This window comes from Nonomuraea diastatica (assembly GCF_004349015.1).
Lineage (GTDB): Bacteria > Actinomycetota > Actinomycetes > Streptosporangiales > Streptosporangiaceae > Nonomuraea > Nonomuraea diastatica.
Genome location: NZ_SMKP01000139.1, coordinates 1 through 22,277, shown reverse-complemented (window position 1 = coordinate 22,277; position 22,277 = coordinate 1). Strand labels below are relative to the sequence as shown.

At 69.2% G+C, this 22,277-nt stretch carries 23 protein-coding genes; 22 read left to right on the top strand and 1 reads right to left on the bottom strand.

The features are described from left to right. Positions 1-20: 20 nt before the first annotated feature. Complete coding sequence (locus E1294_RS53280) at positions 21-164, bottom strand: hypothetical protein (RefSeq protein WP_165977656.1); 144 nt, start codon at positions 162-164, stop codon at positions 21-23. 219 nt (positions 165-383) lie between these two features. On the opposite strand from E1294_RS53280, the gene E1294_RS36475 reads away from it, so the two are divergent. The 22 genes from E1294_RS36475 (at position 384) to E1294_RS36380 (ending at position 22,275) form a co-directional block, all read left to right on the top strand. Next, on the top strand, positions 384-1,196 hold the full coding sequence (locus tag E1294_RS36475; RefSeq protein WP_165977655.1) for an AfsR/SARP family transcriptional regulator: 813 nt from the start codon (positions 384-386) through the stop codon (positions 1,194-1,196). Positions 1,197-1,217: 21 nt separating this feature from the next. Then, positions 1,218-2,150, top strand: a complete 933-nt coding sequence (locus E1294_RS36470) for a hypothetical protein (RefSeq protein ID WP_132515532.1) — start codon at positions 1,218-1,220, stop codon at positions 2,148-2,150. Continuing rightward, a complete protein-coding gene (locus E1294_RS53275; RefSeq protein WP_165977654.1) occupies positions 2,140-2,670 on the top strand; it encodes a hypothetical protein in 531 nt (176 codons plus the stop codon). Before E1294_RS36470 ends, E1294_RS53275 begins: the two co-directional genes overlap by 11 nt. After that, positions 2,667-4,265, top strand: a complete 1,599-nt coding sequence (locus tag E1294_RS36465) for a B12-binding domain-containing radical SAM protein (RefSeq protein WP_165977653.1) — start codon at positions 2,667-2,669, stop codon at positions 4,263-4,265. Before E1294_RS53275 ends, E1294_RS36465 begins: the two co-directional genes overlap by 4 nt. Positions 4,266-4,322: 57 nt before the next feature. Further along, positions 4,323-5,417 (top strand): radical SAM protein, encoded by a 1,095-nt coding sequence (locus tag E1294_RS36460; protein WP_165977652.1) that lies wholly within the window; start codon positions 4,323-4,325, stop codon positions 5,415-5,417. Next, positions 5,405-6,394: a radical SAM family protein gene (locus E1294_RS36455; protein WP_132515529.1), complete on the top strand. Its 990-nt coding sequence runs from the start codon at positions 5,405-5,407 to the stop codon at positions 6,392-6,394. Before E1294_RS36460 ends, E1294_RS36455 begins: the two co-directional genes overlap by 13 nt. Then, a complete protein-coding gene (locus tag E1294_RS36450; protein WP_132515528.1) occupies positions 6,391-7,077 on the top strand; it encodes an iron-containing redox enzyme family protein in 687 nt (228 codons plus the stop codon). Before E1294_RS36455 ends, E1294_RS36450 begins: the two co-directional genes overlap by 4 nt. Continuing rightward, on the top strand, positions 7,070-8,404 hold the full coding sequence (locus E1294_RS36445; protein WP_132515527.1) for an MFS transporter: 1,335 nt from the start codon (positions 7,070-7,072) through the stop codon (positions 8,402-8,404). Before E1294_RS36450 ends, E1294_RS36445 begins: the two co-directional genes overlap by 8 nt. A 38-nt stretch (positions 8,405-8,442) precedes the next feature. Next, the gene (locus E1294_RS53270) at positions 8,443-8,613 is read left to right on the top strand and encodes an aroma-sacti cluster domain-containing protein (protein ID WP_165974624.1); all 171 of its coding nucleotides are present in this window, start codon (positions 8,443-8,445) and stop codon (positions 8,611-8,613) included. Positions 8,614-8,626: 13 nt separating this feature from the next. Further along, positions 8,627-8,851, top strand: a complete 225-nt coding sequence (locus E1294_RS36440) for an aroma-sacti cluster domain-containing protein (protein WP_132515526.1) — start codon at positions 8,627-8,629, stop codon at positions 8,849-8,851. Between the two features lie 27 nt (positions 8,852-8,878). Then, complete coding sequence (locus tag E1294_RS36435; RefSeq protein WP_132515525.1) at positions 8,879-9,109, top strand: aroma-sacti cluster domain-containing protein; 231 nt, start codon at positions 8,879-8,881, stop codon at positions 9,107-9,109. 33 nt (positions 9,110-9,142) lie between these two features. Beyond that, a complete protein-coding gene (locus E1294_RS36430; protein ID WP_132515524.1) occupies positions 9,143-9,373 on the top strand; it encodes an aroma-sacti cluster domain-containing protein in 231 nt (76 codons plus the stop codon). 202 nt (positions 9,374-9,575) lie between these two features. Continuing rightward, on the top strand, positions 9,576-12,518 hold the full coding sequence (locus E1294_RS36425; RefSeq protein ID WP_165977651.1) for an adenylate/guanylate cyclase domain-containing protein: 2,943 nt from the start codon (positions 9,576-9,578) through the stop codon (positions 12,516-12,518). Beyond that, positions 12,508-13,329 carry a S8 family serine peptidase gene (locus tag E1294_RS36420; RefSeq protein ID WP_220448131.1) on the top strand — a complete coding sequence of 274 codons (822 nt, stop codon included), beginning with the start codon at positions 12,508-12,510 and terminating at the stop codon, positions 13,327-13,329. The genes E1294_RS36425 and E1294_RS36420 overlap by 11 nt, the downstream gene beginning before the upstream one ends. Then, the gene (locus tag E1294_RS36415; protein WP_132515521.1) at positions 13,326-13,940 is read left to right on the top strand and encodes a GAF domain-containing protein; all 615 of its coding nucleotides are present in this window, start codon (positions 13,326-13,328) and stop codon (positions 13,938-13,940) included. Before E1294_RS36420 ends, E1294_RS36415 begins: the two co-directional genes overlap by 4 nt. A gap of 531 nt (positions 13,941-14,471) precedes the next feature. Then, positions 14,472-15,692 (top strand): CaiB/BaiF CoA transferase family protein, encoded by a 1,221-nt coding sequence (locus tag E1294_RS36410; protein WP_220448130.1) that lies wholly within the window; start codon positions 14,472-14,474, stop codon positions 15,690-15,692. Positions 15,693-15,793: 101 nt separating this feature from the next. Continuing rightward, on the top strand, positions 15,794-16,663 hold the full coding sequence (locus tag E1294_RS36405) for a hydroxymethylglutaryl-CoA lyase (RefSeq protein ID WP_132515520.1): 870 nt from the start codon (positions 15,794-15,796) through the stop codon (positions 16,661-16,663). A gap of 282 nt (positions 16,664-16,945) precedes the next feature. After that, positions 16,946-18,295, top strand: coding sequence for an ABC transporter substrate-binding protein (locus tag E1294_RS36400; RefSeq protein ID WP_132515519.1), 1,350 nt, complete (start codon positions 16,946-16,948; stop codon positions 18,293-18,295). 76 nt (positions 18,296-18,371) lie between these two features. Then, positions 18,372-19,322 carry a carbohydrate ABC transporter permease gene (locus E1294_RS36395; protein WP_132515518.1) on the top strand — a complete coding sequence of 317 codons (951 nt, stop codon included), beginning with the start codon at positions 18,372-18,374 and terminating at the stop codon, positions 19,320-19,322. Further along, complete coding sequence (locus tag E1294_RS36390) at positions 19,312-20,109, top strand: carbohydrate ABC transporter permease (RefSeq protein WP_132515517.1); 798 nt, start codon at positions 19,312-19,314, stop codon at positions 20,107-20,109. The genes E1294_RS36395 and E1294_RS36390 overlap by 11 nt, the downstream gene beginning before the upstream one ends. A 13-nt stretch (positions 20,110-20,122) precedes the next feature. After that, positions 20,123-21,202 carry a glycoside hydrolase family 172 protein gene (locus E1294_RS36385; RefSeq protein WP_132515516.1) on the top strand — a complete coding sequence of 360 codons (1,080 nt, stop codon included), beginning with the start codon at positions 20,123-20,125 and terminating at the stop codon, positions 21,200-21,202. A gap of 71 nt (positions 21,203-21,273) precedes the next feature. Beyond that, entirely contained in the window at positions 21,274-22,275 is a 1,002-nt protein-coding gene (locus tag E1294_RS36380) for a LacI family DNA-binding transcriptional regulator (RefSeq protein WP_132515515.1), read from the top strand. Positions 22,276-22,277: the final 2 nt, after the last annotated feature.

The following is a 22,277-nucleotide window of genomic DNA, read 5'->3' as shown; positions in this document are numbered from 1 at the left end:
CAGTCTCTGACTGCAGAGCGTCAGGAGCAGCCGGTTCCTCCCGCTCCCCATTCGGAGTTGGCGCATGAGCCTCCCCCCGGCTCGGTGGCCTGGGCTGTCGGCGCGCTCGCCAGAACCACGAGGACGCCCAGCACGAAACCGGCGATGATCCTGCTGAGTGCCATAGAACCCCCTTGGCAAGAGTGACGCCTTCGAGGCTGTCACAGCGGGATTTCAGATCGTTTGCATGTCCGTCCGGACGCTGCGAACGTCACGCAAACCAGCTGTGCGATTGTGCAGGGGCCGGTGATCACCATCACGTCGGAATGACGGCTTGGGGGTGTGTGGCATTGCGCCCGCTTGACTTCGCTGTGCTTGGACCACTTCAGGTGCGATCCAATGGAGTGCGACTGCAGTTGGGAGGACGGAAGCAGCGGATCCTGCTCGGCATGCTGGTGTGCACCGCCAACGAACCGGTCACCGCCGGGCGCTTGATCGAGGCGTTGTGGGACGCCGCACCGCCGCCGAGCGCGGAGAAGAACCTCCGCGTCTACGTCCACTACCTGCGCCGGATCCTGGGTAGCGAGAAGAGGATCACCTGGCGGGCCCCCGGATACGCGCTCACCGTACTGCCGGGCGAGCTGGACATCCATCTCTTCGAGGAGATGGCCGCCGCCGGCACCCGGGCACTGGCTCGGAACGCTCTCGCAGAAGCGGCCGGCTCCTTCCACCGGGCCCTGGAGGTGTGGCGCGGCCCTGCCCTCACCGGTTTCCTCGACATCGAACACCTCCGCGCCATGAGCGTCCGGCTGGAGGAACACCGGCTGGACGTGCTCGAGAAGAAGATCACCGCTGAGCTCGCTCTGGGGCGGCACGCCGACTTCGTCGGCGAGCTCCGCGTGCTGACGGCCGAATACCCGTTCAGGGAGAACCTCCAGAGCCTGCTGATGCTTGCCCTGCACAGGTCGGGGCGCCGGGCCGAGGCGCTGGAGGTGTACAGCACGGTACGCCGCGCGCTCGTCGCGGAGTTGGGCGTCGAACCCGGCGCGAAACTGCAACAGCTGTACCAGGACATCCTGCTCGACGACCTCGTCTCCCACGCCGCCACGCCACCCGTCCCGGCCGGGCGCTCCGACCGGGAGGCGCTCCAGCAGATCAGGGAGGCGCTGAACCTCATCGTCCAGCTACTCGATCGTTTCGACCCACCACGGCCCTAAGCACATTTTCGGAGGCCAGACGTGTTCCGTTCACCGGACACTCCGCTTGAACCCGAGCTCGACCGGCACGCCGCCCTCTCCATGGCAGAACGCCTCTGTGCCGTGCACGGGCTCATGTCCAGCCTGGAGTACCTGGCGCGGCGGCAAGATCGCGAGTTCGGCGGGTTGAACAACTGGCAGGTGATGCGGCGTGCCCACCGCGACTCTCCCCTGCTGGTACGGCGGGCCCTGGATGGGATCGCCGACCAGCGGGTGACTGCCACCATCCACACCGCCCGGGCGGCGTGCGCGGTCGTGCTGCTGCTGCCCGTCTCTGGCAACCGGGTCAGGCTCGGCGCGAACTTGGCGCTGGCGAGCACAACGATGCTGCTGAGGACCCGCCACCGCTACGGCGGTGACGGAGCCGATCAGGTGGCCGTGGTCGTCCAGACCGCCACCGCGCTGGGCAGGACCGGCGGTCCTCGGACCGTCGACGCGTGCCTGTGGTTCATCGCGCTGCAGTCCGTGCTCTCCTACGTGGCCTCCGGCTGCGCGAAGCTGGCCAACCCCGCCTGGCGGGACGGCACCGCGCTCACCCGGATCATGGCGACCCGGCTCTACGGCCACCCGGCCGTGTGGCGAATCCTTCGGGACCATCCCAAGGTGGCCAGAGCGCTGAGCGCCGGCATCCTGGCCTTCGAATGCGGATTTCCGCTCGTCTTCCTGGCCCGCGGGCGCCTGGCCCCGCTCTTCGTGTCGTCGGCGATCGCCTTCCACCTCGTGAACGGCGGCGCCATGGGGCTGGGGCGCTTCGGGTGGGCATTCATCGCCATGCACCCCGCGGTGCTGTACGTGACCCGGGGCCCACGCGACGACCGCAGCGACCTGCTCCCCCGCCTGGCGCTGGCCGGGACGGCCGGTGCCATCGCCGCCGCCGCGATCGTCCGGGCCAGGGGTGATGATCGTGCAGAGTGACCGCGGTGGGGCCATGGTGGCCGGCGCGCTCGCGGCCTGGTTCGTCGTCACGCTCCTCAGCCAGCATCCGCGGCGGAAGACGGAGCGGCTGCGTGACCTCCTCCCCGGCGGCCTGATCCCTGACTGGCGATTCTTCGCGCCGGAGCCCGTCCAGCACGACCTGGTCCTCGTCCACCGCACGGTGGCGGCCAACGGGGAACAGACGCCGTGGCGGGTGACGACCCCCGTCAGCGACCGATCGTTGCTGCACCTCGTATGGTTCCCGCAACGCCGGATGGAGAAGGCGCTCCACGAGATCGCCGGTGAGCTTCTCGGTCAAGCCGCCACGGGCACCCGCCCATGGACGAGCCACCACACGTTCGTGCTGTGCCGCGACCATGTCATCCGTGCTGCTCGTCGGGAGCCCGCCGGACACCACTCGATCGTGATCGGTGTGCAGTTCGGCCTCCTCCGCCGGCCCGGCGAGGAGATTCTGCTCGTTTCCCCGTTCATTCCCTGCACCAAGGGAGCGGCGCGATGAGAGTCCTCCTGCTCTACGCCAACCCTCATCTCGCCATCCCGGTGAGCCCCTACGGGCTGGACACCATCAACACGGCGCTCCAAGCGCGGTGCGGCCCGGTGGAGGTGCTCACCAGCAATCCCTTTCTCGAGTCCGTCGAGCCGGAAGCCCATCTCGGGGCCGTTCTGGCGTACTTCGAGCCCGACGTCATCGCGATCTCCATCAGGAACATCGACAACGCCATCGTCGCGCTGCCCGGCGAACCCCCACCCGGCGGATCGCCGATCGACATCGTCGCCTACGCGCCGGCGATCCGCGAGCTCACCGACGTCATCAAACGGTGGCGGGCCGACGCGCTCTGTGTCGCCGGCGGCTCGGGCTTCACGGCCTGCCCGGCGGAGTTCCTGCGGTATCTCGACCTCGACTACGGACTGATCGGACCGGCAGAGAGCGCCTTCGCCCAGTTCGTCGAGGCGTTGCGGGCTCCTTACTCCAAGACCGCGGAGCAGATTTTCCCGGAATTGCCGGGCGCGATATTCAGGGACAAGGGCGTGTTTCGTCGCACGCCCAGCCGGCCGACATTGGGCACTGAAATCTCCGCTCCCCCACGCCTAGCACCCGAATACCAGTTGCTCTACCGCCTCCGCCATATTCCTGTCGCTGTGCGGACGAAAGCGGGCTGCCCGCTCCGCTGCGCGTACTGCACCGATCCGGTGAACCAGCTCCGGAGCGACCGAAGAAGCGTGGGAAATGTCGTGGCCGACCTCCGGCACCACGTCGAGGACCATGGTCTGCGCCGCTTCCACATCGCCGACGCAGAGCTCAACCTGCCCTATGAGGATCACTTGCGGAGGGTGTGCGCGGGAATCAGGGACAGCGGGCTTGCCGAGCAGATCAGCTGGCGTGGCTACTTCAACATCACGCCGTTCTCGGACGAGTTGATCGACGCGCTGGTGGCCGCCGGGTGCGACGCTCCCAGCTTCGCCGTTGACAGCTTCCACGAATTGGGGTTGCGCGCGCACCAGAAGAACTTCCGAGCGCGTCACGTGCACGATGTGCTGAACCGCCTGCTCTCCCGGGCGCCGGGGATCATTCCCGAGGTGTGCCTGCTGTTCGGAGGCCCGGGCGAGACCATGTCCGGCATCGAGGCGAACATCCACTGGATGCTCAGATACGCGGAGCGCGGAGTCCGGATCGCCTACTCCTGCGGGCTGCGCGTGTATCCGAACACGCCGCTGGGCCGACAAACGCTCGGCACCGCGCACGTATATCTGCCGTCCGGCCCACTGGGCGGGCGCGGTGGACGGCGGTTCACACCGGACGAACTCCTTCGGGAGACTGTTGTCCACTGCGAGCCCCTCTCCCCACGCGAGCTCGCCCACTACCTGGAGCAGCGGGTCGGCGGCCATCCGAACATCGCAACGTTCACCGACGGACAGTGGCCCGAGGCGCGGCATTCAGCAGAACTGCGCCTTTTCAATGTGGGCGTCCACCGCATGGCGTACGGAAAATTCGACGCGGCGCGCGACCACCTGTACGCGGCGCTGCAGAAAAATCCCGAGCTGAGCGTCGCGCATACGGCCATCGAAATCCTCGACGGCTTGAACTCAAATTAAATCAGGATACAACTTTACTGTTGCATGATGAACCTGCACCTCGGAAGGAGGGCATGCATGCATTTGCTGGAAATGCTGCGGGCTCGACCGATACCAGGGTCTGCTGTTTACCTGGGACTCACGCGCCGCTGTCCACTGACCTGCCGGCACTGTTCGACGAACTCCCTCCTCGGCAGCGAAGAACACGACGCCGACCTCTTCCTCGGCTTCGCCGGCACGTTCACGGAGGAGGACCATCCCGAGTTCGTCCTCATGAGCGGCGGAGAGGCGCTGCTCAGGCCGCGACTGGTGCGCGACATCGCCCGCCGGGTGCGCACGGCGGGGACCCGGTCCTACCTCGTGTCCGGCATGTTCTTCGCCAGGAAGGGGAAAATCCCGCCGCTCCTTCGTGAGGCGATCGACGAGGTCGACCACTTCGCCGCCAGCCTCGACGTCTTCCACGAGGAGGAGGTGCCACGGTCGGCGGTGCTCGACGTCCTCAGCCTGCTGGCCGACGAGGGCAAGGACGTGAGCCTGCAGCTCGTCGGCATGAGCGAGGACGATCCCTACCTGGCCGAGGCCACTGCCGACGTGCGCGACCGCCTGAGCGATCGCGTCCCCATGCTGGTCGGGCTGGTGGGGCCGACGGGCAGGGCGGCCGAGTGGATGCCCGATCGGCGCACGCTGACCCACCTGCCGCTCGCGGCTACCGTGGACCCCTGTGGCGTGGCAGCCTGGCCGATCGTCACCTTCGACGGCACCGTGATCGCCTGCTGCAACCAGGCCGTTGTCGACCAGGGCCGTAACGCGCCGGAGCATCTCAAACTCGGGCACAGCGCCACGGACTCCTGGCAGACGATCCGATCGCGGACCCGTACCTCGGCGACGCTGCGTGCCGTGAGGACGCTCGGCTCCCGCATGGTGTCTCAGGAGGCGGGGATCTCGCCTCCTGCCGACCAGTGCGCGGCCTGCTACGAGCTGTCCGCCACGAGTCCACGGCAGAAGGCGGTGGAACTCGTGGAACGGCCCGGTTTCCCCGCAATGGAGCTGGGCGTCCAGCACGTCCTCGCCAGCGGCGGAGCCGTCGGCTTCGTCCGGCAGTACGGCTCCAAGCGCTACGCCGACCTGGTCACACTCGGCTATCGGCCGGAGGAGCAGCCATGCGCCGTCTGACCTACGCCGACATCGACGAAGCCCGGCACACCCGTGGCAAGACGGCGCTGTTGTTCCTCACCGACCGTTGCCCCGTCGGCTGCGCGCACTGCTCGGTCGACTCCCGCCCGGACAGCCCCAAGATCAAGGACTTCCACCTCTTTGAGCAGGTGGTGGCGGGGATCTGCGCTTCGGCGTACGAGCTGATCGGCATCACGGGCGGCGAAGCGTTCATCGAGCGGCGCGGGCTCGGCCTCGCCACGCAACGGCTCCGGGAGGCTGGGAAGGACCTGTCGATCGTCACGAGCGGCGTGTGGGCGACCACGGCCGATCCCCCGCGGTGGATCAAGGAAGTGATCCGGCGCTGCGGATGTCTGATCCTCAGCACCGACATCTTCCACTCCGCCGCGCTGCCGGACCAGCGGTTCATCCAGGCGGCCAGGACGATCGCGAACCAGGACGTCTGGATCGTGGCCCAGGTGATCGACGATGAGCAGGCGGGGAACCTGGCCACCGGCCTGCTCGAACGCGCCCTTGGCAAGGACTGGACCGACCACGCCGAGATCCACCGGGTGCCGCTCCTGCCGTATGGGCGCGCCGCCGACCTGTACCACCCCATCCGCACGACGAAGGGCCGTGAGCACGGCGCCTGCTATCTCGCCCGCTCGCCGGTCATCCGCTACGACGGCAGGGCGTCGGCCTGCTGCAACGAGGTTGTGATCATGGGGCGCGGGCCGTCGGGACTGCGCAGGCAGTGCGCCGACGCGGACGATGTCGTCGCCGTGTTCGACGAGTTCGACCGGCACGGGCTCATCCGCGCGGTCGGCGACGTCGGCCCGGGCGTGCTGACGATGGATCCGCGGCTGGCCGACCTGGCCGAGCGCCGGTTCACCTCCATCTGCGAGCTGTGCTGGGAGATGGTGGACCGGCTCGGCGGGCGGGCGGACGATCCGCTGCTCCACTCGATCGCGCGGCTGCGGGCGGGTGCGGTCCGATGAGCTCGCACAGTGCTCGCCTGCGCGCGAAGATCGAAATGGCGCTACCGGCCTTCCACGGCAGGACGCGGCGGCTATGGTCGTCGCCGGACCTGAAGGCTCTCTATCCGGAATACCTGATCATGATGCACACCCTGATCAGGGCGACCGTACCCCTGATGGAAACGGCGATCGACCAGGCCGGCCGGCTGCCGGCGGATGATCCGGTGGCAGCCGGGCTGCGCGCCTACCTCACCAAGCACATCAGAGAGGAGCAGGGCCACGACGACTGGCTGCGCCAGGACCTGGCCGCCCTCGGACGCGATCCGGACGAGCCACTGCGCGCGATACCGATGACCTCGGTCGCGGACCTGGTCGGCAGCCAGTACTACTGGGTGCGCCACTACCATCCCGTGTGCCTGCTCGGGCACGTGGCGGTGCTGGAGGGTTACCCGCCGGACCCGCGACTGGTGGACCACATCGTGGACCTCACCGGCTTCCCTCGCTCGGCGATGCGCACCCTGATCAGGCACGCCGCTCTGGACGTACGGCACCGCGACGAGCTCGTGGCAGCGATCGACTCGCTGCCCCTGACCGCGACCCACACCGTGGCCATGGGCGTGAGCGCGCTGCACACCGTGCAGGGGATGGCGGCGGTGATCGACGACCTGCTCGCCAGGACCCCTGTAGAGGTCTCACATGGCTAGTTTGCGGATGTTCGAGCCGCTGCGCCGGACGCAGTACCGCCGGATTTTCGCCGGGCAACTCGTGTCAGGACTGGGCGACTGGCTGGACACGATCGCGCTGCTCACGCTCGTCGCCTACGTCTGGGAGTCGGGCGCGTTCGCGCTCGCCGGCCTGACGATGGCGCAGGCTGTTCCCTGGATCGCGGTGGCCCCCTTCGTGGGGGTGTGGGTGGACCGGCTGCCGCCGCGCAGCGTGATGATCACGGCTAACCTGGTGCGGGCGGCCTTCGTGCTCGGCTACCTGCTGGCTCCGAACCTGCCCGTCCTGCTGCTGCTGGTCATGGGCAAGAGTGTTCTGGGCACGTTCTTCGAGCCGGCGGAGCGCAAGGCGATCCGGCTGTCCAGCCCGCCGGACGAGTTGCATGCGGCGACCTCCCTCACCACGCTTTCCGGGCAGGCCACCAAGGTCGCGGGGCCCGCGATCGGCGGCCTGCTCGTCGCCGCGGCCGGACCGTACTGGGCGTTCGTGGCCAATGCGGCGAGCTTCGTGATTTCGGCGGTGGTCCTGGCCGGGCTACACCTCCCCCAGCGGGCCGCGGCTCACCCGGCGCCGGTGCGTGGTCGGTTCTGGTCCGAGTTCAACGAGGGCTTGGGTTTCGTGGTCCGCAATCCCCGGCTGCGCGTAGCCCTCCTGGGCATGACGGCCACGATCTTCCTGGTGTTCACCTTCGACACGCTGTCCCCGCTCACGGTGACGGCGCTGGGGCTGGACAGTTCCGTGCTCGGGTTCGCCATCGCCGGGATCGGCGCCGGCGCGGTCTTCGGAACGATCCTCATCGGTCAGTGGGGCGAGAGAATGTCCGCGCCGGTCCTCATGAGCGTGTCCCAGGCGGCGGCAGGCGGCCTCATCGCGGTGATCGGGCTCGTCGCCTGGACTGAAACCGCGCTCCCAGGATCCGCGTTGCTGGCAATGATGATCATCACCGGGGTCGCCGCCGCGGGGATCCTGATGTCCTTCGCGCTGACCCTGCAGACCTCGACACCGGAAGTCCTGCTGGGACGCGTCTCCGGTGCCGCCGACGTCCTGCCCACCGTGATGATGCTCGTGGCGCCGCCGATCGGGGCAGCGCTCGCCGCGGGGCTCGGCGTGGGCGGCGTGCTCGCCCTCGCGGGCGCGGCCCTTGCCCTGCTGGGAGTGGCGACCTTCCTGCCCGCCCAGCGCGCTGCCGACCGTCCCACTCCGCTGTTCGCCGAACCCGACCTGGTGGCGCACGCGACGTTCGCCGCACCGGACCCGCTGCAAGTGAACATTTCTCGCCACGGCAGGGCGCCCTCCGTCCTGTTCTGAGTCGTACCTTCGCACCCCTGTCCTTGGAAGGAACCGAGATGAGCGACCGAGAGCTGCCGCTGGAGCCGATGTTCCTCACGGCCGAGGCGCGCGCCGTGCTCGCGTCGCTGTCCGCGGAGGAGGTCGCCGTGCTGGAGGCGGTGCGCGAGCGCATCGAAGCGGTCGCAGGAGACGTGGAGGCTCATGTCATGGGCGCCTCCTTCTGGTGACCCAGAACCGTTGATGAACAACCCGGCCGAAATCAGGAGGTTCGCCATGGCTGGAGTCGGACTGGCCCGCATTCAAGAAGGACAGCTCGCACCGGGCGCCACGCAAGTCGAGTTGGAAGCCATCGCCGCCATGTCGGAAGAGGAATTCGAAGTGCTGAAGGCCATCAAGGCGCGGATCGACGAGGCAGTCGGCGTCGACACCGCACACGGTCCCCAAGACGGCGGGCTGTTCTGGTAACCGTCGGACCACACAAAGGGAGGACTCATGACCGCTTTCGATCCCATCCAGCGTCTCCGCGAGGCAGGCATCATTTCCTCGACACCGGCAAGCCACCTCGAAGAGGGGCACCAGGGCGGTCTCGCGCTCGAGGTGCTGGCGACCCTCACCGAAGCCGAAGTCGAGGTGATCAAGTCCATCCGCCGGAAGATGAACGCCGCCGCGGAGAACCAGGACGTCATGGCCCACTCGGAGGTCACCGGCGCCGGTCTGTGGTGACCGGACTCGCCCAGAAAATGAGAGGTGAAGAACATGTCCGCATTCGATCCCATCCAGAGCCTTCGTGACTCTGGTGTGCTTCCCGCCACTCCCGACAGCCACCTTCAGGAGGGGCACCAGGGCGGTCTCGCGCTCGAGGTGCTGGCGACCCTCACCGAAGCCGAAGTCGAGGTGATCAAGTCCATCCGCCAGAAGATGAACGCCGCCGCGGAGAACCAGGACGTCATGGCCCACTCGGAGGTCACCGGCGCCGGTCTGTGGTAACCCGCCCCTGCGCGAGTACCACTGGGGTAAAGAGGACGGCCGGTGGCGTCATGAGGCACCGGCCGTTCTCCCTCTGGAAGTGCTTCTAGTCGCCGAGGCGGTTATGACCTGTCTGTCATGTGGTGCCGACATCGTGAGCGTCCGCTTCTGTCCCCATTGCGGCACGCCCCAGAACGGTGACCGGGGTGAGGTACGGAAGATCGTGACCGTTCTGTTCTGCGACCTGAGCGGTTCGACGGAGATGAGCCGGCTGTTCGACCCGGAATCCCTGCGGGCGATCTTGCTGCGCTACTTCGAACTGATGCGCTCCTGCCTCATCCGCCACGGGGGAACGGTGGAGAAGTACATCGGCGACGCCGTCATGGCCGTGTTCGGTGTGCCCACGGTGCATGAGGACGACGCGCTCCGTTCCGTGCGCGCGGCCTGGGAGATGCGCGAGGCCATCGGCAGGCTCAACGAGGAACTGGTCCGTGAGATCGGGTGCGGAATCGCGATCAGGATCGGCGTGAACACCGGCGAGGTCGTGGCCGTCGACGCCGCGACCGGCGATCACACCTTCGTCGCGGGAGAGACCGTCAACATGGCGGCGAGGCTCGAACAGCATGCGACGCCGGGCGGGATCCTTCTTGGCGCGGAGACCTACCGCATGGTGGCGGGCGCCGTCACCGCCGAGGCCGTGCCACCGCTTCAGGTCCGCGGCAGGGCAGAGCCCCTGCCTGCCTGGCGGGTGCAGGTGGTCAGGGCCCACGAGCCACCCGTGCGGCGCAGGTTCGACGTGCCGCTGATCGACCGCGAGCGCGAACTGAGGCAGCTCTCGCTGCTCCTTGAAGGGGTACGGCAGGACCGTGGCTGCCACGTGTGCACGATCTTCGGCGATCCCGGGATGGGGAAGTCGCGGCTCGCCCACGAGTTCGTCATGGCATGCCAGTCGGCGGGTGCACCCGCGGTGTCCAGTGGCTGCTCGCCGTACGGAGGTGGCACGCTCGCCCCGTTCGACGGCGTCCTGTCCGCCCTGATCGAGGCCACGGGGACGGGCAGCCTGGCCGAGACGTTCGCCGAGACGCCGCAGGTGGCGACGGCACTGGCCGGTGTCTTGCGTGACGGCGCTCCGGGCCTGGCAGTCGATGATACGTTCTGGGCGGTCCGCGAGGCATTCTCGGCGCTCGTCGACGATCGCGGCATCGTCGTGGTGCTCGACGACCTGCAGTGGGCCTCGCCCACCGCGCTGGATCTGATCACGACCTTGACGGAGTCCCTGCACGAGGTGGCGGTGCTGTTCGTCTGCCTGGCCAGATTCGAGCTCCTTGACGCCCGTCCGCAGTGGGGCGGCGGACAGCTCGGCACCACCTCCATCGTCCTGCGGCCGTTGAGCGACGAGCACGCGCACCTGCTCGCCGCCCAGCTGAGCGACGTTTCCGCACACCTGTCCGACGCCGAGACCGAGCGGCTGGTAACGACCGCGGAAGGCAACCCGTTCTTCCTCGAACAGCTGATGGCGATGCGGGCCGAGGGGCACGCGGAGGGAGTCCCGCCGTCCCTGCGGGCGCTCCTGGCGGCACGGCTTGACCTGCTACCCGCCCAACATCTGGAATGGCTACGCTGGGCGGCGTTCTTCGACCGGTTCGTCCCCTCGCGCATCGCCGAGCTGGCACCTGACGTCCGGATCACCGACGCCGACCTCCACCACCTGGTAAGCCGCCGGTTCGTCGAACCCGACGGGAGGCTCCACGGCGAGGCCCGCTACCGGTTCGGCAGTTCCCAGATCCGGGACGTGATCTACGCCGCGCTGCCGAAGAAGCTCCGGGTGGAGCGACACCTGCGGATCGCGGGCTGGCTGCGGGATCGCCGGCAATCCGACGCCGACGTCGGCGCGCACCTGGAGACCGCGGCAGGCTACAGCGCCGAGCTGCGAATGCCGGACGCGGCCAGCCTGGCCCTCGCGGCCGGCGCCCACCTGGACCGGGCGGGACGCACGGCCCTGTCACTCGGTGACATGTACCGCGCCCGATCGTTCTTCGAGCGGGCCCTCGCGCTCGTACCGGACCGACTGGACACCATGGTGGCCCTCGTCGACGTGCTCGCCGCAGTGGGCGCGACCGAGAGCGCCGACCGGCTGCTCGACGAGCTCGAGGCGTCCTCGGGCCGGCCGGTCCCCGCGGCGCACGGGCGGCTCCAGCGAGCCGTGCTCCACCTGGCAGAACGGGGAATGGACCACCTGGTCGCGGTCACCGAGCAGACGCTGCCGATCTTCCGCCAGGAAAACGATCATGTCGGGCTCGCCCGATGCTGGCTGCGCCTGGGCCAGGCCAACCAGGTCCGGTACCGCTTTGACGAGGCCAGGCAGCGCTTCGAGCAGGCTCTGACGTTCTCCCACGACCCCACGGCGCGGCTGGAGCTGGCGACCATCCTCGGCGGGCTCGCCTACTGCCTGTGGCAGGGTCCGGAGCCTTCCGGCGCCGCCCTGCGCAGATGCGACGAGTTGGTCGAGCAGTACGCCGGCTTGTCGAAGGCCACCAGGGTCGCCATCGAGTCGCCGCGCGCGTTGCTGTGTGCCATGCGCGGCAGGCACGACGACGCACGCAGGACTCTCCGCGACGCTGCGCGGATCACCCATGAGATGGGGCACGTCACGGCAGGGGCGACCATTCCCGTCTTCCTCGGCAAGGTGGAACTCCTGGCCGGCGACTTCGCCGCGGCGGAACGGGCGCTGAGCACATCGCGAGCCGCCTTCGACGACATCGGAGACGGCCTCATGCGCGACACGGCGACGATCGACCTCGCACGTGCCGTCTATCTCCAAGGCAGAAGGAGCGAGGCCCTCGAATGGCTGGATTCGTGCGAGAACCTCACCGAGGGCCTGTTCCCCATGGATGCCGCGCTCCTTGCCTCGCTGCGGGCCCGGATCCGCTCCGAGCCAGGAGCCCAGCTGGAAAGGGCTCTGACGCTGACCGCCGGGGTGCCCTCGCCTCAGTGCAGGGGCACGGTCCTCCTGGACGCCGCCCATGTGTTCCGCAGCACCGGGCGCGGATCCGACGCGACCTCCGCCCTGAGGCAGGCGCGGGATTGCTTCGCGGCGAAGGAGGACCTGGCCGGCCTCGCGGTGACCGCATCCGTTCAGGCCAGGTGGGATGCCCGTGAGCGCTGACACACTTCCGCGCCTGAGCTGGTACACGCAGGACCGCCCCGAGCAGGTCAGGGTGAGCGCGGGCTGGCCGGCGGCCCCGGTGGAGGACTGGGCGGCATCGGGCGCCACCGGCGCGGGCGTCCGGGTCTGCGTCGTGGACAGCGGCGTCGAAGACGGGCACGAGCTCGTGGGGCAGCTGGCGGGCGCGTACAGTGTGGAACCCGGGCCGGAGGGCAGCCCGCGGGTCGTGCCCGACAACCGCGGCGACAGCAGCGGTCACGGTACGGCCTGCGCCAGCGTGATCCGCCGGTTCGCGCCGGGTTGCGAGCTGGTCAGCGTCCGTGTCCTGGGCGGATTCTTCGGCAGCAGCGAAAACCTGATCACCGCCCTGCGCTGGGTCATCGACAACGGCTTCGACGTGGTCAACCTCAGCCTGTCCACCAGCAAGCGCACCTTCGGGACGGCGTTGCGCGAGCTGACCGATGACGCGTACTTCAACCGCACGTTGATCGTCGCATCCGCGCACAACATGAAGGTCGAGAGTTTCCCCTGGAGGTTCTCCTCGGTCGTCTCCGTGGGCAGCCACGCGGAAGCCGATCCCTGGCTCTACTACTACAACCCTGCCCCGCCTGTGGAGTTCTACGCCGGCGGCGTCAACGTGCCCGTCGCCTGGAAGGGCGGGGCACGCACGTTGTGCAGTGGCAACAGCTTCGCGACGCCGCGCATAGCCGGGATCTGCGCGCTGATCCTCAGTAAGTATCCGGAACTGACTCCGTTCCAGGTCAAGACCGCCCTCTATCTGTCCGCGGCCAACGTGAGGGAGCAACCATGAGTATCGACGGAGTACCGCCGGTCCTGGACAAGGGGCATCAGCGCCTGCTCCAGTCGATCGTGGAAGTGGCTCGCGCGATCTTCAGCGCGGGGGCGAGTTCCATCTTCATCTTCGACAGCAGCGCGGGCGAGCTGGTCTTCGAGGCCGTGTCGGGGGCCGGCGAGGCGACGCTGCTCGGCCAGCGGTTCCCGATGGACGAGGGCATCGCGGGCTGGGTGCTGCAGTCGGGCGAGCCGTTGATCGTGGACAATGTGACGTCGAACCCGCTGCACGCCAGGCAGTTCGCCGAGTCCACCGGCTACACGCCCGCGTCGGTGATGGCGGCGCCGCTCATGGACGCGGGCACCAGCATCGGGGTCCTTGAGGTATTGGACCGCCGGCCGGATCCCGCCCGCGCGCTGGGCGACCTGGAAATGCTCGGCCTCTTCGCCAATCAGGCGACCGTGGCCCTCCAGGTGGTGCACCAGAGCCAGGAGGCGATGGCCAGGGTGATCCACGACGACACGCTCGCCGGCGTGGCGGTGGCCCTGAGCGGCCTCACCGGCTCGCGCCGGGAGGCCGGCCGCCAGTTGCTCACCAGCATCAAAGATGTCCTGGCCACCGAGGCGTAGGCCACACGAAACCGTGCCCGAAAGCGCGCCCGCCCCAGGCTCAGCTGTCCCGGTCGCGCAGGACGGACTGGAGGATCTCGGGGTGGGCGCGCACGACCTCGAGCGCTCCGGCCTGTGGCAGGGCGCGATCGGCGGCCGCCTCGTCGTCCGACAGGGCGGCACATCGGCGCGCTCCAGATCAGGGCGTCAGCCGCCGCGGCAGCCCGGACGAGCCGGGACACGCCGGTGTGCGAGCCCGCAGAACCGTGACATGGAAGATCGAGTGCCCGCAGGTCGCTACCTGCGTGCCGGCTCGCCCAGCTCGTCCTGCGAGCGTTCAAGGAGGGTTCAGCGATGTGGTGGGGCGCCGATGCTGCACCCCGCATGAAGCGCCTCCCGCCTTGCCCCCTAAGCCCACCTAAGCGCCCGGCTACGGCGTCCTTACGGGGCGCGCTCCCCTTGTTTGTCCACATATGGGCCTCTATCGTCGCAAATAGGCTCTCATTCTCGTTAAATGAGCATCGTTACTCATTATTTGAGAAAGGTAGTGTTGTGGACCAAGGAGACCAACCGCCGCTCGCCGGGATCCGGGTCCTCGAACTGGGCAGCTTCATCGCCGCGCCGTTCGCCACCCGGATCTTCGCGGACTTCGGCGCCGAGGTCGTGAAGATCGAGCGGCCCGGCACCGGGGACGAACTGCGCGGCTGGCGGCGCAGCAGGGGCGGGACGTCGATGATGTTCCGTACCATCGCCCGCAACAAACGCTCCGTCACCGTGGACCTGAGCACCGGCGAGGGCCGGGACATCGTGCTCGGCCTCGTGCGCCACTGCGACGTGGTCGTGGAGAACTTCCGCCCCGGCACGCTGGAGCGTCTCCAGCTCGGCTCCGACGAGCTGACGGCCGCCAACGCCGACGTCGTGCTGGTCCGCATCTCCGGTTACGGGCAGACGGGGCCGTACCGGGATCGGGCGGGCTTCGGTGGAGTGGCCGAGGCGTTCGGCGGCCTGCGGCACGTCACCGGGCATCCCGACCGCGAGCCCGTCCGGCCCGCCGCGCCGGTCGGCGACGCCCTGGCCGGCCTGTACGGGGCGATCGGCGCACTGATGTTGTTGCTGGCCAAGGCGCGAGGGCGCCCGCACGAGGGGCCGCGGGTCGCGGACGTGGCGCTGTACGAGTCGGTGTTCATGGCCATGGAGTCGCTGGTCCCCGACTACGACGCGTACGGCGTGATCCGCCGCCGCACCGCCGGCAACCTGCCCGGCGTGGTGCCCAGCGGCATCTATCCGACCCGTGGCGGCGGATCCGTGATCATCGCGGGGAACTCCAGCGGCGTGTTCGGCCGGCTCATGACCGCGGTGGGCCGCCCCGACCTGGGCGCGGACCCCACGCTGGCCGACGGCTCCGCCCGCGACGCGCGTGAGCCCGAGCTCAACGGGGCCATCACCGCGTGGACCGCCCGCCATACCGCCGCCGAGGCGGTCGACCTGCTCAGCCGGGCCGGCGTTCCGGCCGGGCCCATCTACGACGCCGCCGACATCGCCGACGACGAGCACTACCGGGCTCGTGACATGCTCCGCCCGCACAAGGTCTCCGTCGACGGCGAGCCCGAGGAGATCCGTTTCCCCGGCGTGGTGCCGCGCGTGCCCGGCGCGCCCGGCGACGTGCGCTGGGCCGGCCCCGAGCTGGGCGCGCACACCGACCAGGTCCTGGGCGAGCTGCTCGGCTACTCGGCCGGCCGGCTCGGCGAGCTGCGCGCCATGAAGGTGATCTGACATGCCCCACCAGCGGGAGGAAGGCGAACGGACCCGCCCGTCACCGCGGACGGGCGAACGGACCCGCCCGACATCGGTGACGCCGGAAGCAAGGGCCTGACATGCCCGTCGCCGGCGGCGTGACGATCAACGACGTCGTGCTCAGGGACGGGCTGCAGGACGAGCCCGTCGTGGTCGCCGTGCCGGACCGCGTCGCCATCGCCGCCGCGCTGGCGGCCGCCGGGGTGCGCGCGATCGAGGCCGCCTCCTTCGTCAACCCGGCCAGGGTGCCCCAGATGGCGGGTGCGGAGGAGTTGTTCGCCGCACTCCCCCGCGACGGCTCCGTACGCTACAGCGCGCTCGCGCTCAACGCCCGGGGCGTCACCCGTGCGGTGGCGGCGGGGGCCGACGAGATCGTCCTGGTGGTGTCGGCCGGGCAGGGGCACAGCCTGGCCAACGCGGGACGCGGCGTTGAGGACGTGCTCGCCGGTTTCCGCGACGTGGTCGCCGGTCACCCGCAGGCCACCTTCACCGGCGGCATCTCCACCGCGTTCACCTGCCCGTTCGACGGCGAGATCGCCCCGCGCAGGTTGCTCGGGGTGGCCCGCGGCCTCGCCGGGATGGGCGTGGCCCGCATCGTCCTGGCCGACACGCTGGGCACCACCGCCCCCGAGCGGATCGCCCGTACGCTGGCCATGATCCGGCCCGCCCTGCCGGGCGTGGAGTTCGGGCTGCACCTCCACGACGCCCGCGGCCAGGCGCTCGACACGGTCGACGCCGCGCTGGAGCTGGGCGTGACCCGTTTCGACGCCGCCGCGGGCGGCTACGGCGGTTGCCCGTTCGCGCCGGGCGCGCACGGCAACCTCGCCACCGAGCGCCTGGTGGCGCACCTGCACTCGCTCGGCGTCCGCACCGGCGTCGGCGAAGGTGCCCTCGCCGACGCGGTGGCCCTGGTCAAGGAGTGCCTGGCCCGGGGCGCGCCCCTGGCGTGACACGAGCCGCAGCCGCCCAGGGCGCCCGGAGCCGGCCCGAAGGCTGCGCGGCACCGACAGCAGGGGGGTCGCCTCCCCCGGGAAACGGCCGGAAACCGCTCGGGGCCGCGGAGATGGCGTGAGCGGCCGGACGGGAAGCGTCCGCGCAGGTCACGTGGAGATATCGATTCCTCTCTCTGGCAAGCGGCACCGTAGAGTTCTTGACGCTCGGCATGCTGACTTCTACATTTTCTGAGAAATCGATTGCTCACCCCCGAGCTCTCAACTCCAGGAGGATGGGATATGTCGGCCTTCGAGAGGGTGACTCGCCGATCGCTGCTGCGCGGCGGGGCCGTCGTGTTAGGTTCGGCCATGGCGGCGCCGCTGCTGTCGGCATGCGGGGGCGGTGACCAGGGCGGCAACCCGAAAGAGCTGACGTTCTGGAACTTCTACGGCCCCAACCCGCAGTCCGACGCGCAGAGCAAGTGGTTCATCGACCTCGTCGCGGCGTGGAACGCCGGCAACGACGTCAAGATCAAGCTCCACTACCTGCCCGTGTCGGAATACCTGGCCGGCAGGGCGCTGCAGACCGCGTTCTCCGCCGGGCAGGGGCCGGACATCTTCCTGCTCAGCCCGGGTGACTTCCTGCGTTACTACAACGGCGGCGTGCTGACCGATCTCGCGCCGCACCTCAAGCCCGACCAGATCGCCGACTTCGAGAACGGCGCGCTCGACACCCGCAAGGTCGACGGGAAGATCTACGGGCTGCCGATGGAGCGTGAGCCACTGGCCGTCTTCTACAGCGTCGACGCCTTCGAGCAGGCGAAGTTGTCGGAGGGCGACCTCCCGAAGACCTGGGAGCAGCTGCTCGACGTGGCCGGCAAGCTGACCTCCAAGGACCGGTTCGGCATGCTGTTCGAGACGATCCCCGGCTACTACCAGAACTTCACCTGGTATCCGTTCATGTGGATGGCGGGAGGGTCGGCGGTGCCGGAGAACGGCGGGCCCGGCTTCGACTCGCCCGCCGTGCACAACGCGCTGAAGCTCTGGCAGGACAGCATCGCCGGCAAGATCGCCCCGCGCAAGCCGCTCGGCGACGGCGGCACCGACACCCCGGCCAACCTCGGCAGCGGGTTCGCCGCCATGCAGCAGACCGGCATCTGGGGGGTGTCACAGCTGGCGCAGAGCAACAAGGACTTCAGGTACGGCGTCTTCCCCCTGCCCGTGCCGGAAGGCGGCACGTACACGACATCGGTCGGCGGCTGGGCGTTCGTGGCCAACGCCAACGGGGCCAATCCCGAGGCCGCGGCCACGTTCATCGCCTGGGCCCTGGGCGCGAACGACGCCGAGGGCATCGAGCGCGGCCGCCAGTGGAACACGGTCGTCAAGGCGAACCTGCCGGCCCGCACGTCCGTGCTGGAGGCCGCCAAGTCGGCCGGCGCCTTCGACGATCCCGCGCTCAAGGTCTTCCTGGAGAAGGTCGTCCCCGGCTCCCGAGGCGAGCCCCGCTACACCCCTGAGGTCTACAAGGCCGTATCGGACGCCATCCAGGCCGCCCAGCTCGGCGGCGCGGATCCGGCGAAGGCGGCGGCTGACGCCGCGGCGAAGATCGGCACCTTCCTGAAGGGCTACAAGGGTGCGGCGATGTTGTGACCGGCGTCCCGGGCCCGCGACGTGCGCGCCCCGGACGGCCGGCGATCACCTGATCCGCGGAGAGAGGCGATAGAGCATGGCGACTGTGGCCGACCCGGGCACGGCGGTGAAGCGGCCGCCCGGCGCCGCGCCCCCGGTGTGGAACCGGCGCAGGCGCGAGGCGCTGGCCGGGTACGCCTTCGTGGCGCCCGACCTGCTCGGCCTGATGATGTTCGTCGGGCTGCCCATGGTCCTGTCCCTCGGCGTCTCGCTGTTCAGCGCGGACGGGTTCGGCGGCTACACGTACGTCGGCCTGGCCAACTTCCGGCAGATGGCCGAGGACACCCAGCTCTGGCAGAGCGTCAAGGTCACGCTGACGTACACGGTGGCGTTCGTGCCGATCGGCTTCGTGGTCAGCCTCGGCCTCGCGCTGCTGGTGCGCGACCATTTCCCCGGCGTCGGGCTGGTGCGGACGATGTTCTTCCTGCCGCACGTCATCAGCCTCGTCGTCGTCGGCATCGCCTGGCAGTTCCTGCTGGTCGACAAGCAGGGCGCGGTGGCCACGCTGCTGCGGCCCGTGGGGCTGGGCGACACGTCGTTCCTCGGCGATCCGTCTCTGGCGCTCGGGTCGCTGGTGGCGATCAGCATCTGGTTCCTGATGGGCTACAACATGCTGATCCTGCTCGGCGGGCTGAAGGACATCCCGAGGGAGTACGAGGAGGCGGCCGGCATCGACGGGGCCACCGCGTGGCAGAAGTTCCGCCATGTGATCTGGCCGCTGCTCCGGCCCACCAGCTTCTTCGTGCTGGTCAACTCGGTCGTCGGGTCGGTGACCGGGCTGCAGGCCTTCGACCTGGTCTATGTGCTGACCCAGGGCGGCCCCGCGGGCAGCACGTCGAGCGTGGTCTTCTACATCTACCAGCAGGCCTTCACCTTCAACAATTACGGCTACGCGGCGGCCCTGACCACGGTCGTCGTCGGGTTCCTCGTCGCGGCCACGGGGACCATGTTCGGGCTCACGAAGGGAGGCCGGTTCGATGCCGGTTAGGCTCCGCGCGATCGTCGGATACGTGCTGGCCATGGTCACCGTGGCCCCGCTCGTGTGGCTGCTGGTGGCGGTGCTGAGGCCGGCCGACGAGTTGTTCGACGTGACGCTGCCCAGCAGGCTGACCCTGGACAACCTGCTCTACGTGCTGACCGAGGTGCCGATCGGCAGGTACATGGTCAACAGCGCCATCGTCTCCGTGGCGGTGACGGTGATCGCGCTGGTGCTGCACTCGATGGCGGCGTACGCGCTGGCCCGGCTGCGGTTTCCCGGGCGGCAGGTGATCTTCTCGATGATCGTGTCCACGCTGCTGGTGTCGCTGCCGGTGGTCCTCGTGCCGCTGTTCCTCGTGGCCAAGGAGCTGGGGCTGCTGGACACGTACGCGGGGCTCATCCTGCCGGCGATCTTCCACGCGTTCGGGATCTTCCTGCTCCGCCAGTACTACCTGACGATTCCGCGCGAGCTGGAAGAGGCCGCGGACCTCGACGGGTGCGGATATTTCCGGCGCTGGTGGCAGGTGGTGGTGCCGCTCAGCCGCCCGGTGCTCGCCTCGCTCGCCGTGCTGTTCTTCCTGGCCAACTGGAACGCGTTCCTCTGGCCGCTGACCGCCACCCGCGACCCCGAGCTGCGCGTGGTGCAGGTCGGCATCTCCACCCTCCAAGGCCAGTACGGCTCGGCCTGGAACTATGTCCTGGCCGCGACGGTGATCGCGGCCGTGCCCACCTTGGTCGCCTTCGTGCTCGGCCAGCGCCGGCTCGTCGAGGCGATCAAGACCTCCGGATTGAAGTAAGGATCGAACCAGCATGACCTATGGCGACTTCGGCAGCAGCCTGCGCGACCTGCCCCGGCTGCGGGCGTCCAGGCGCAAACGCGTCTCCAGCTACGACCGCACGGGCGGCAACGACGACCGGCTGAAGGTCGAGGCGGGCACCGCCGTCACCCTGGCCGACATCGAGGGCCCCGGCTCGATCAACCACATCTGGTGCACCGTGGCGCTGCCCCAGCAGGACGTGCCCGACGCGGCGGACCTCGACTACCTGCGCCGCCTGGTGTTGAAGATCACCTGGGAGGACCAGAAGCACCCCAGCGTGCTGGTGCCGCTCGGCGACTTCTTCGGCATGGGCCACGCCAAGACGGCGAACTTCGTCTCGGCGCCGCTGCAGATGAGCCCGCAGGACGGGAAGGGCTTCAACGCGTGGTTTCACATGCCGTTCGCGAGCCGGGCGAAGGTGGAGCTGATCAGCGAGCTGTCGTCCGAGCCGGTCTTCTTCTACTACTACATCGACTACGAGGTGTTCGACTCCGCCGCCGACGAGCTCGGCTACTTCCACGCGCAGTGGCGCTGCGAGCGGCCGACGGACGGGATCGAGCAGGGCGCGCAGAGCAACCGCGCGTTCCAGGTGGAGGGCATCAACGACACCGGCGACGGCAACTACGTCATCCTGGACGCCGAAGGGCGCGGCCACTACGTGGGCTGCGTGCTCAACATCCGCAACCTGCGCGAGACCAGCGACTGGAACTGGTACGGCGAGGGCGACGACATGATCTTCATCGACGGGGAGCCGTTCCCGCCGTCGCTGCACGGCACCGGCACCGAGGACTACTTCAACACCGCCTGGTGCCCCACGCAGACGTACCACGCTCCGTACCACGGCATCACCATGCCCGGCGGCGACAACTGGAGCGGCGAGATCTCGCTCTACCGCTTCCACGTCGAGGACCCGATCACGTTCACCGAGTCGATCAAGGTGACGATCGAGCACGGCCACGCCAACAAGCGCTCGGACGACTACTCGTCGGTCGCGTTCTGGTACCAGACACTGCCGCACAAGCCGTTCGGGATCGCGCCCGTCGAGCAGCGGCTGCCGTTCCCACCCCAGTAGTAATCGATTTCCAGGCACCGCGATAGACTGCCGTAGCTCAGCTGCCGGGCCTGCCACGAGATGGGACGAGGTTGCTCAAAATCCAAGATGTCGCGCGACACGCGGGGGTCTCCGCCGCGACGGTTTCCCGCGTGCTCAACGGCCGTTCCACGGTCAACCCTGAGCTCGCGGCCCGCGTCCACGCGGCCGTCAGGGAGCTGGGCTACCGGCCCAACGGCGTCGCGCGCAACCTCAGGCGCCGGCAGACCACGCTGTGGGCGGTGCTCATCTCCGACGTCGGCAACCCGTTCTTCACCTCGCTCGTGCGCGGGGTGGAGGACGGCGGGCGGCAGTTCGGCTACTCGGTCGTGTTGTGCAACACCGACGAGAACCGCGCCAGGGAGGCCGAGTACATCGCGGTGGCGCTGGCCGACAACATGGCCGGCGTGATCATCTCCCCCGCCGACGACTCCACCGACATCAGCGCCCTGGTCGCCGCCGGCACCGCCGTGGTGACCATCGACCGCGAGCTGGCCGAGACCGAGGTCGACGCCGTGCTGGTGGACAACGAGAAGGGCGCGGAGATGGCCACGGCCCACCTGCTGGAGTCGGGCTACCGCCGCATCGCCTGCATCACCGGCCCGCGCCGGATGTCCACGGCGATGCGGCGGCTGCGCGGCTACCAGCGGGCGCTGCGGGCGTTCGGGCTGCCGTCGGACCGTTCCCTGATCCGCCACGCCGACTTCCGCGAGGAGGGCGGCTACTCGGCCATGGCGGCGCTCCTGGACGAGGGGGTGGAGATCGACGCGGTGTTCGCGGCCAACAACCTCATGACCGTGGGGGCCGTGGAGTGCCTCACGGAGCGCGGCGTGGCCATCCCCGGCCAGGTCGGGGTGATCGGCTTCGACGACATCCCCTGGGCGCGGCTGTTCCGCCCGGGGCTGAGCACGGTGCGGCAGCCGACGTACGAACTGGGGCGGGCGGCCGCGCAGCTGCTCGCCGACCGCATCGACAACCCGGCCAGGCCGGCCGCCCGCATGGTGCTGCAGACGGAGCTGCACCCGCGCGAGAGCTCCACCCCCCGCGCCGGCTGACC

What these genes read in the sequence shown, in the direction of transcription:
- E1294_RS53280 (WP_165977656.1), bottom strand. Translation starts at nt 164, where the DNA reads ATGGCACTCAGCAGGATCATCGCCGGTTTCGTGCTGGGCGTCCTCGTG.
- E1294_RS36465 (WP_165977653.1), top strand. Translation starts at nt 2,667, where the DNA reads ATGAGAGTCCTCCTGCTCTACGCCAACCCTCATCTCGCCATCCCGGTG.
- E1294_RS36460 (WP_165977652.1), top strand. Translation starts at nt 4,323, where the DNA reads ATGCATTTGCTGGAAATGCTGCGGGCTCGACCGATACCAGGGTCTGCT.
- E1294_RS36455 (WP_132515529.1), top strand. Translation starts at nt 5,405, where the DNA reads ATGCGCCGTCTGACCTACGCCGACATCGACGAAGCCCGGCACACCCGT.
- E1294_RS36450 (WP_132515528.1), top strand. Translation starts at nt 6,391, where the DNA reads ATGAGCTCGCACAGTGCTCGCCTGCGCGCGAAGATCGAAATGGCGCTA.
- E1294_RS36445 (WP_132515527.1), top strand. Translation starts at nt 7,070, where the DNA reads ATGGCTAGTTTGCGGATGTTCGAGCCGCTGCGCCGGACGCAGTACCGC.
- E1294_RS53270 (WP_165974624.1), top strand. Translation starts at nt 8,443, where the DNA reads ATGAGCGACCGAGAGCTGCCGCTGGAGCCGATGTTCCTCACGGCCGAG.
- E1294_RS36440 (WP_132515526.1), top strand. Translation starts at nt 8,627, where the DNA reads ATGAACAACCCGGCCGAAATCAGGAGGTTCGCCATGGCTGGAGTCGGA.
- E1294_RS36435 (WP_132515525.1), top strand. Translation starts at nt 8,879, where the DNA reads ATGACCGCTTTCGATCCCATCCAGCGTCTCCGCGAGGCAGGCATCATT.
- E1294_RS36430 (WP_132515524.1), top strand. Translation starts at nt 9,143, where the DNA reads ATGTCCGCATTCGATCCCATCCAGAGCCTTCGTGACTCTGGTGTGCTT.
- E1294_RS36415 (WP_132515521.1), top strand. Translation starts at nt 13,326, where the DNA reads ATGAGTATCGACGGAGTACCGCCGGTCCTGGACAAGGGGCATCAGCGC.
- E1294_RS36405 (WP_132515520.1), top strand. Translation starts at nt 15,794, where the DNA reads ATGCCCGTCGCCGGCGGCGTGACGATCAACGACGTCGTGCTCAGGGAC.
- E1294_RS36400 (WP_132515519.1), top strand. Translation starts at nt 16,946, where the DNA reads ATGTCGGCCTTCGAGAGGGTGACTCGCCGATCGCTGCTGCGCGGCGGG.
- E1294_RS36395 (WP_132515518.1), top strand. Translation starts at nt 18,372, where the DNA reads ATGGCGACTGTGGCCGACCCGGGCACGGCGGTGAAGCGGCCGCCCGGC.
- E1294_RS36390 (WP_132515517.1), top strand. Translation starts at nt 19,312, where the DNA reads ATGCCGGTTAGGCTCCGCGCGATCGTCGGATACGTGCTGGCCATGGTC.
- E1294_RS36385 (WP_132515516.1), top strand. Translation starts at nt 20,123, where the DNA reads ATGACCTATGGCGACTTCGGCAGCAGCCTGCGCGACCTGCCCCGGCTG.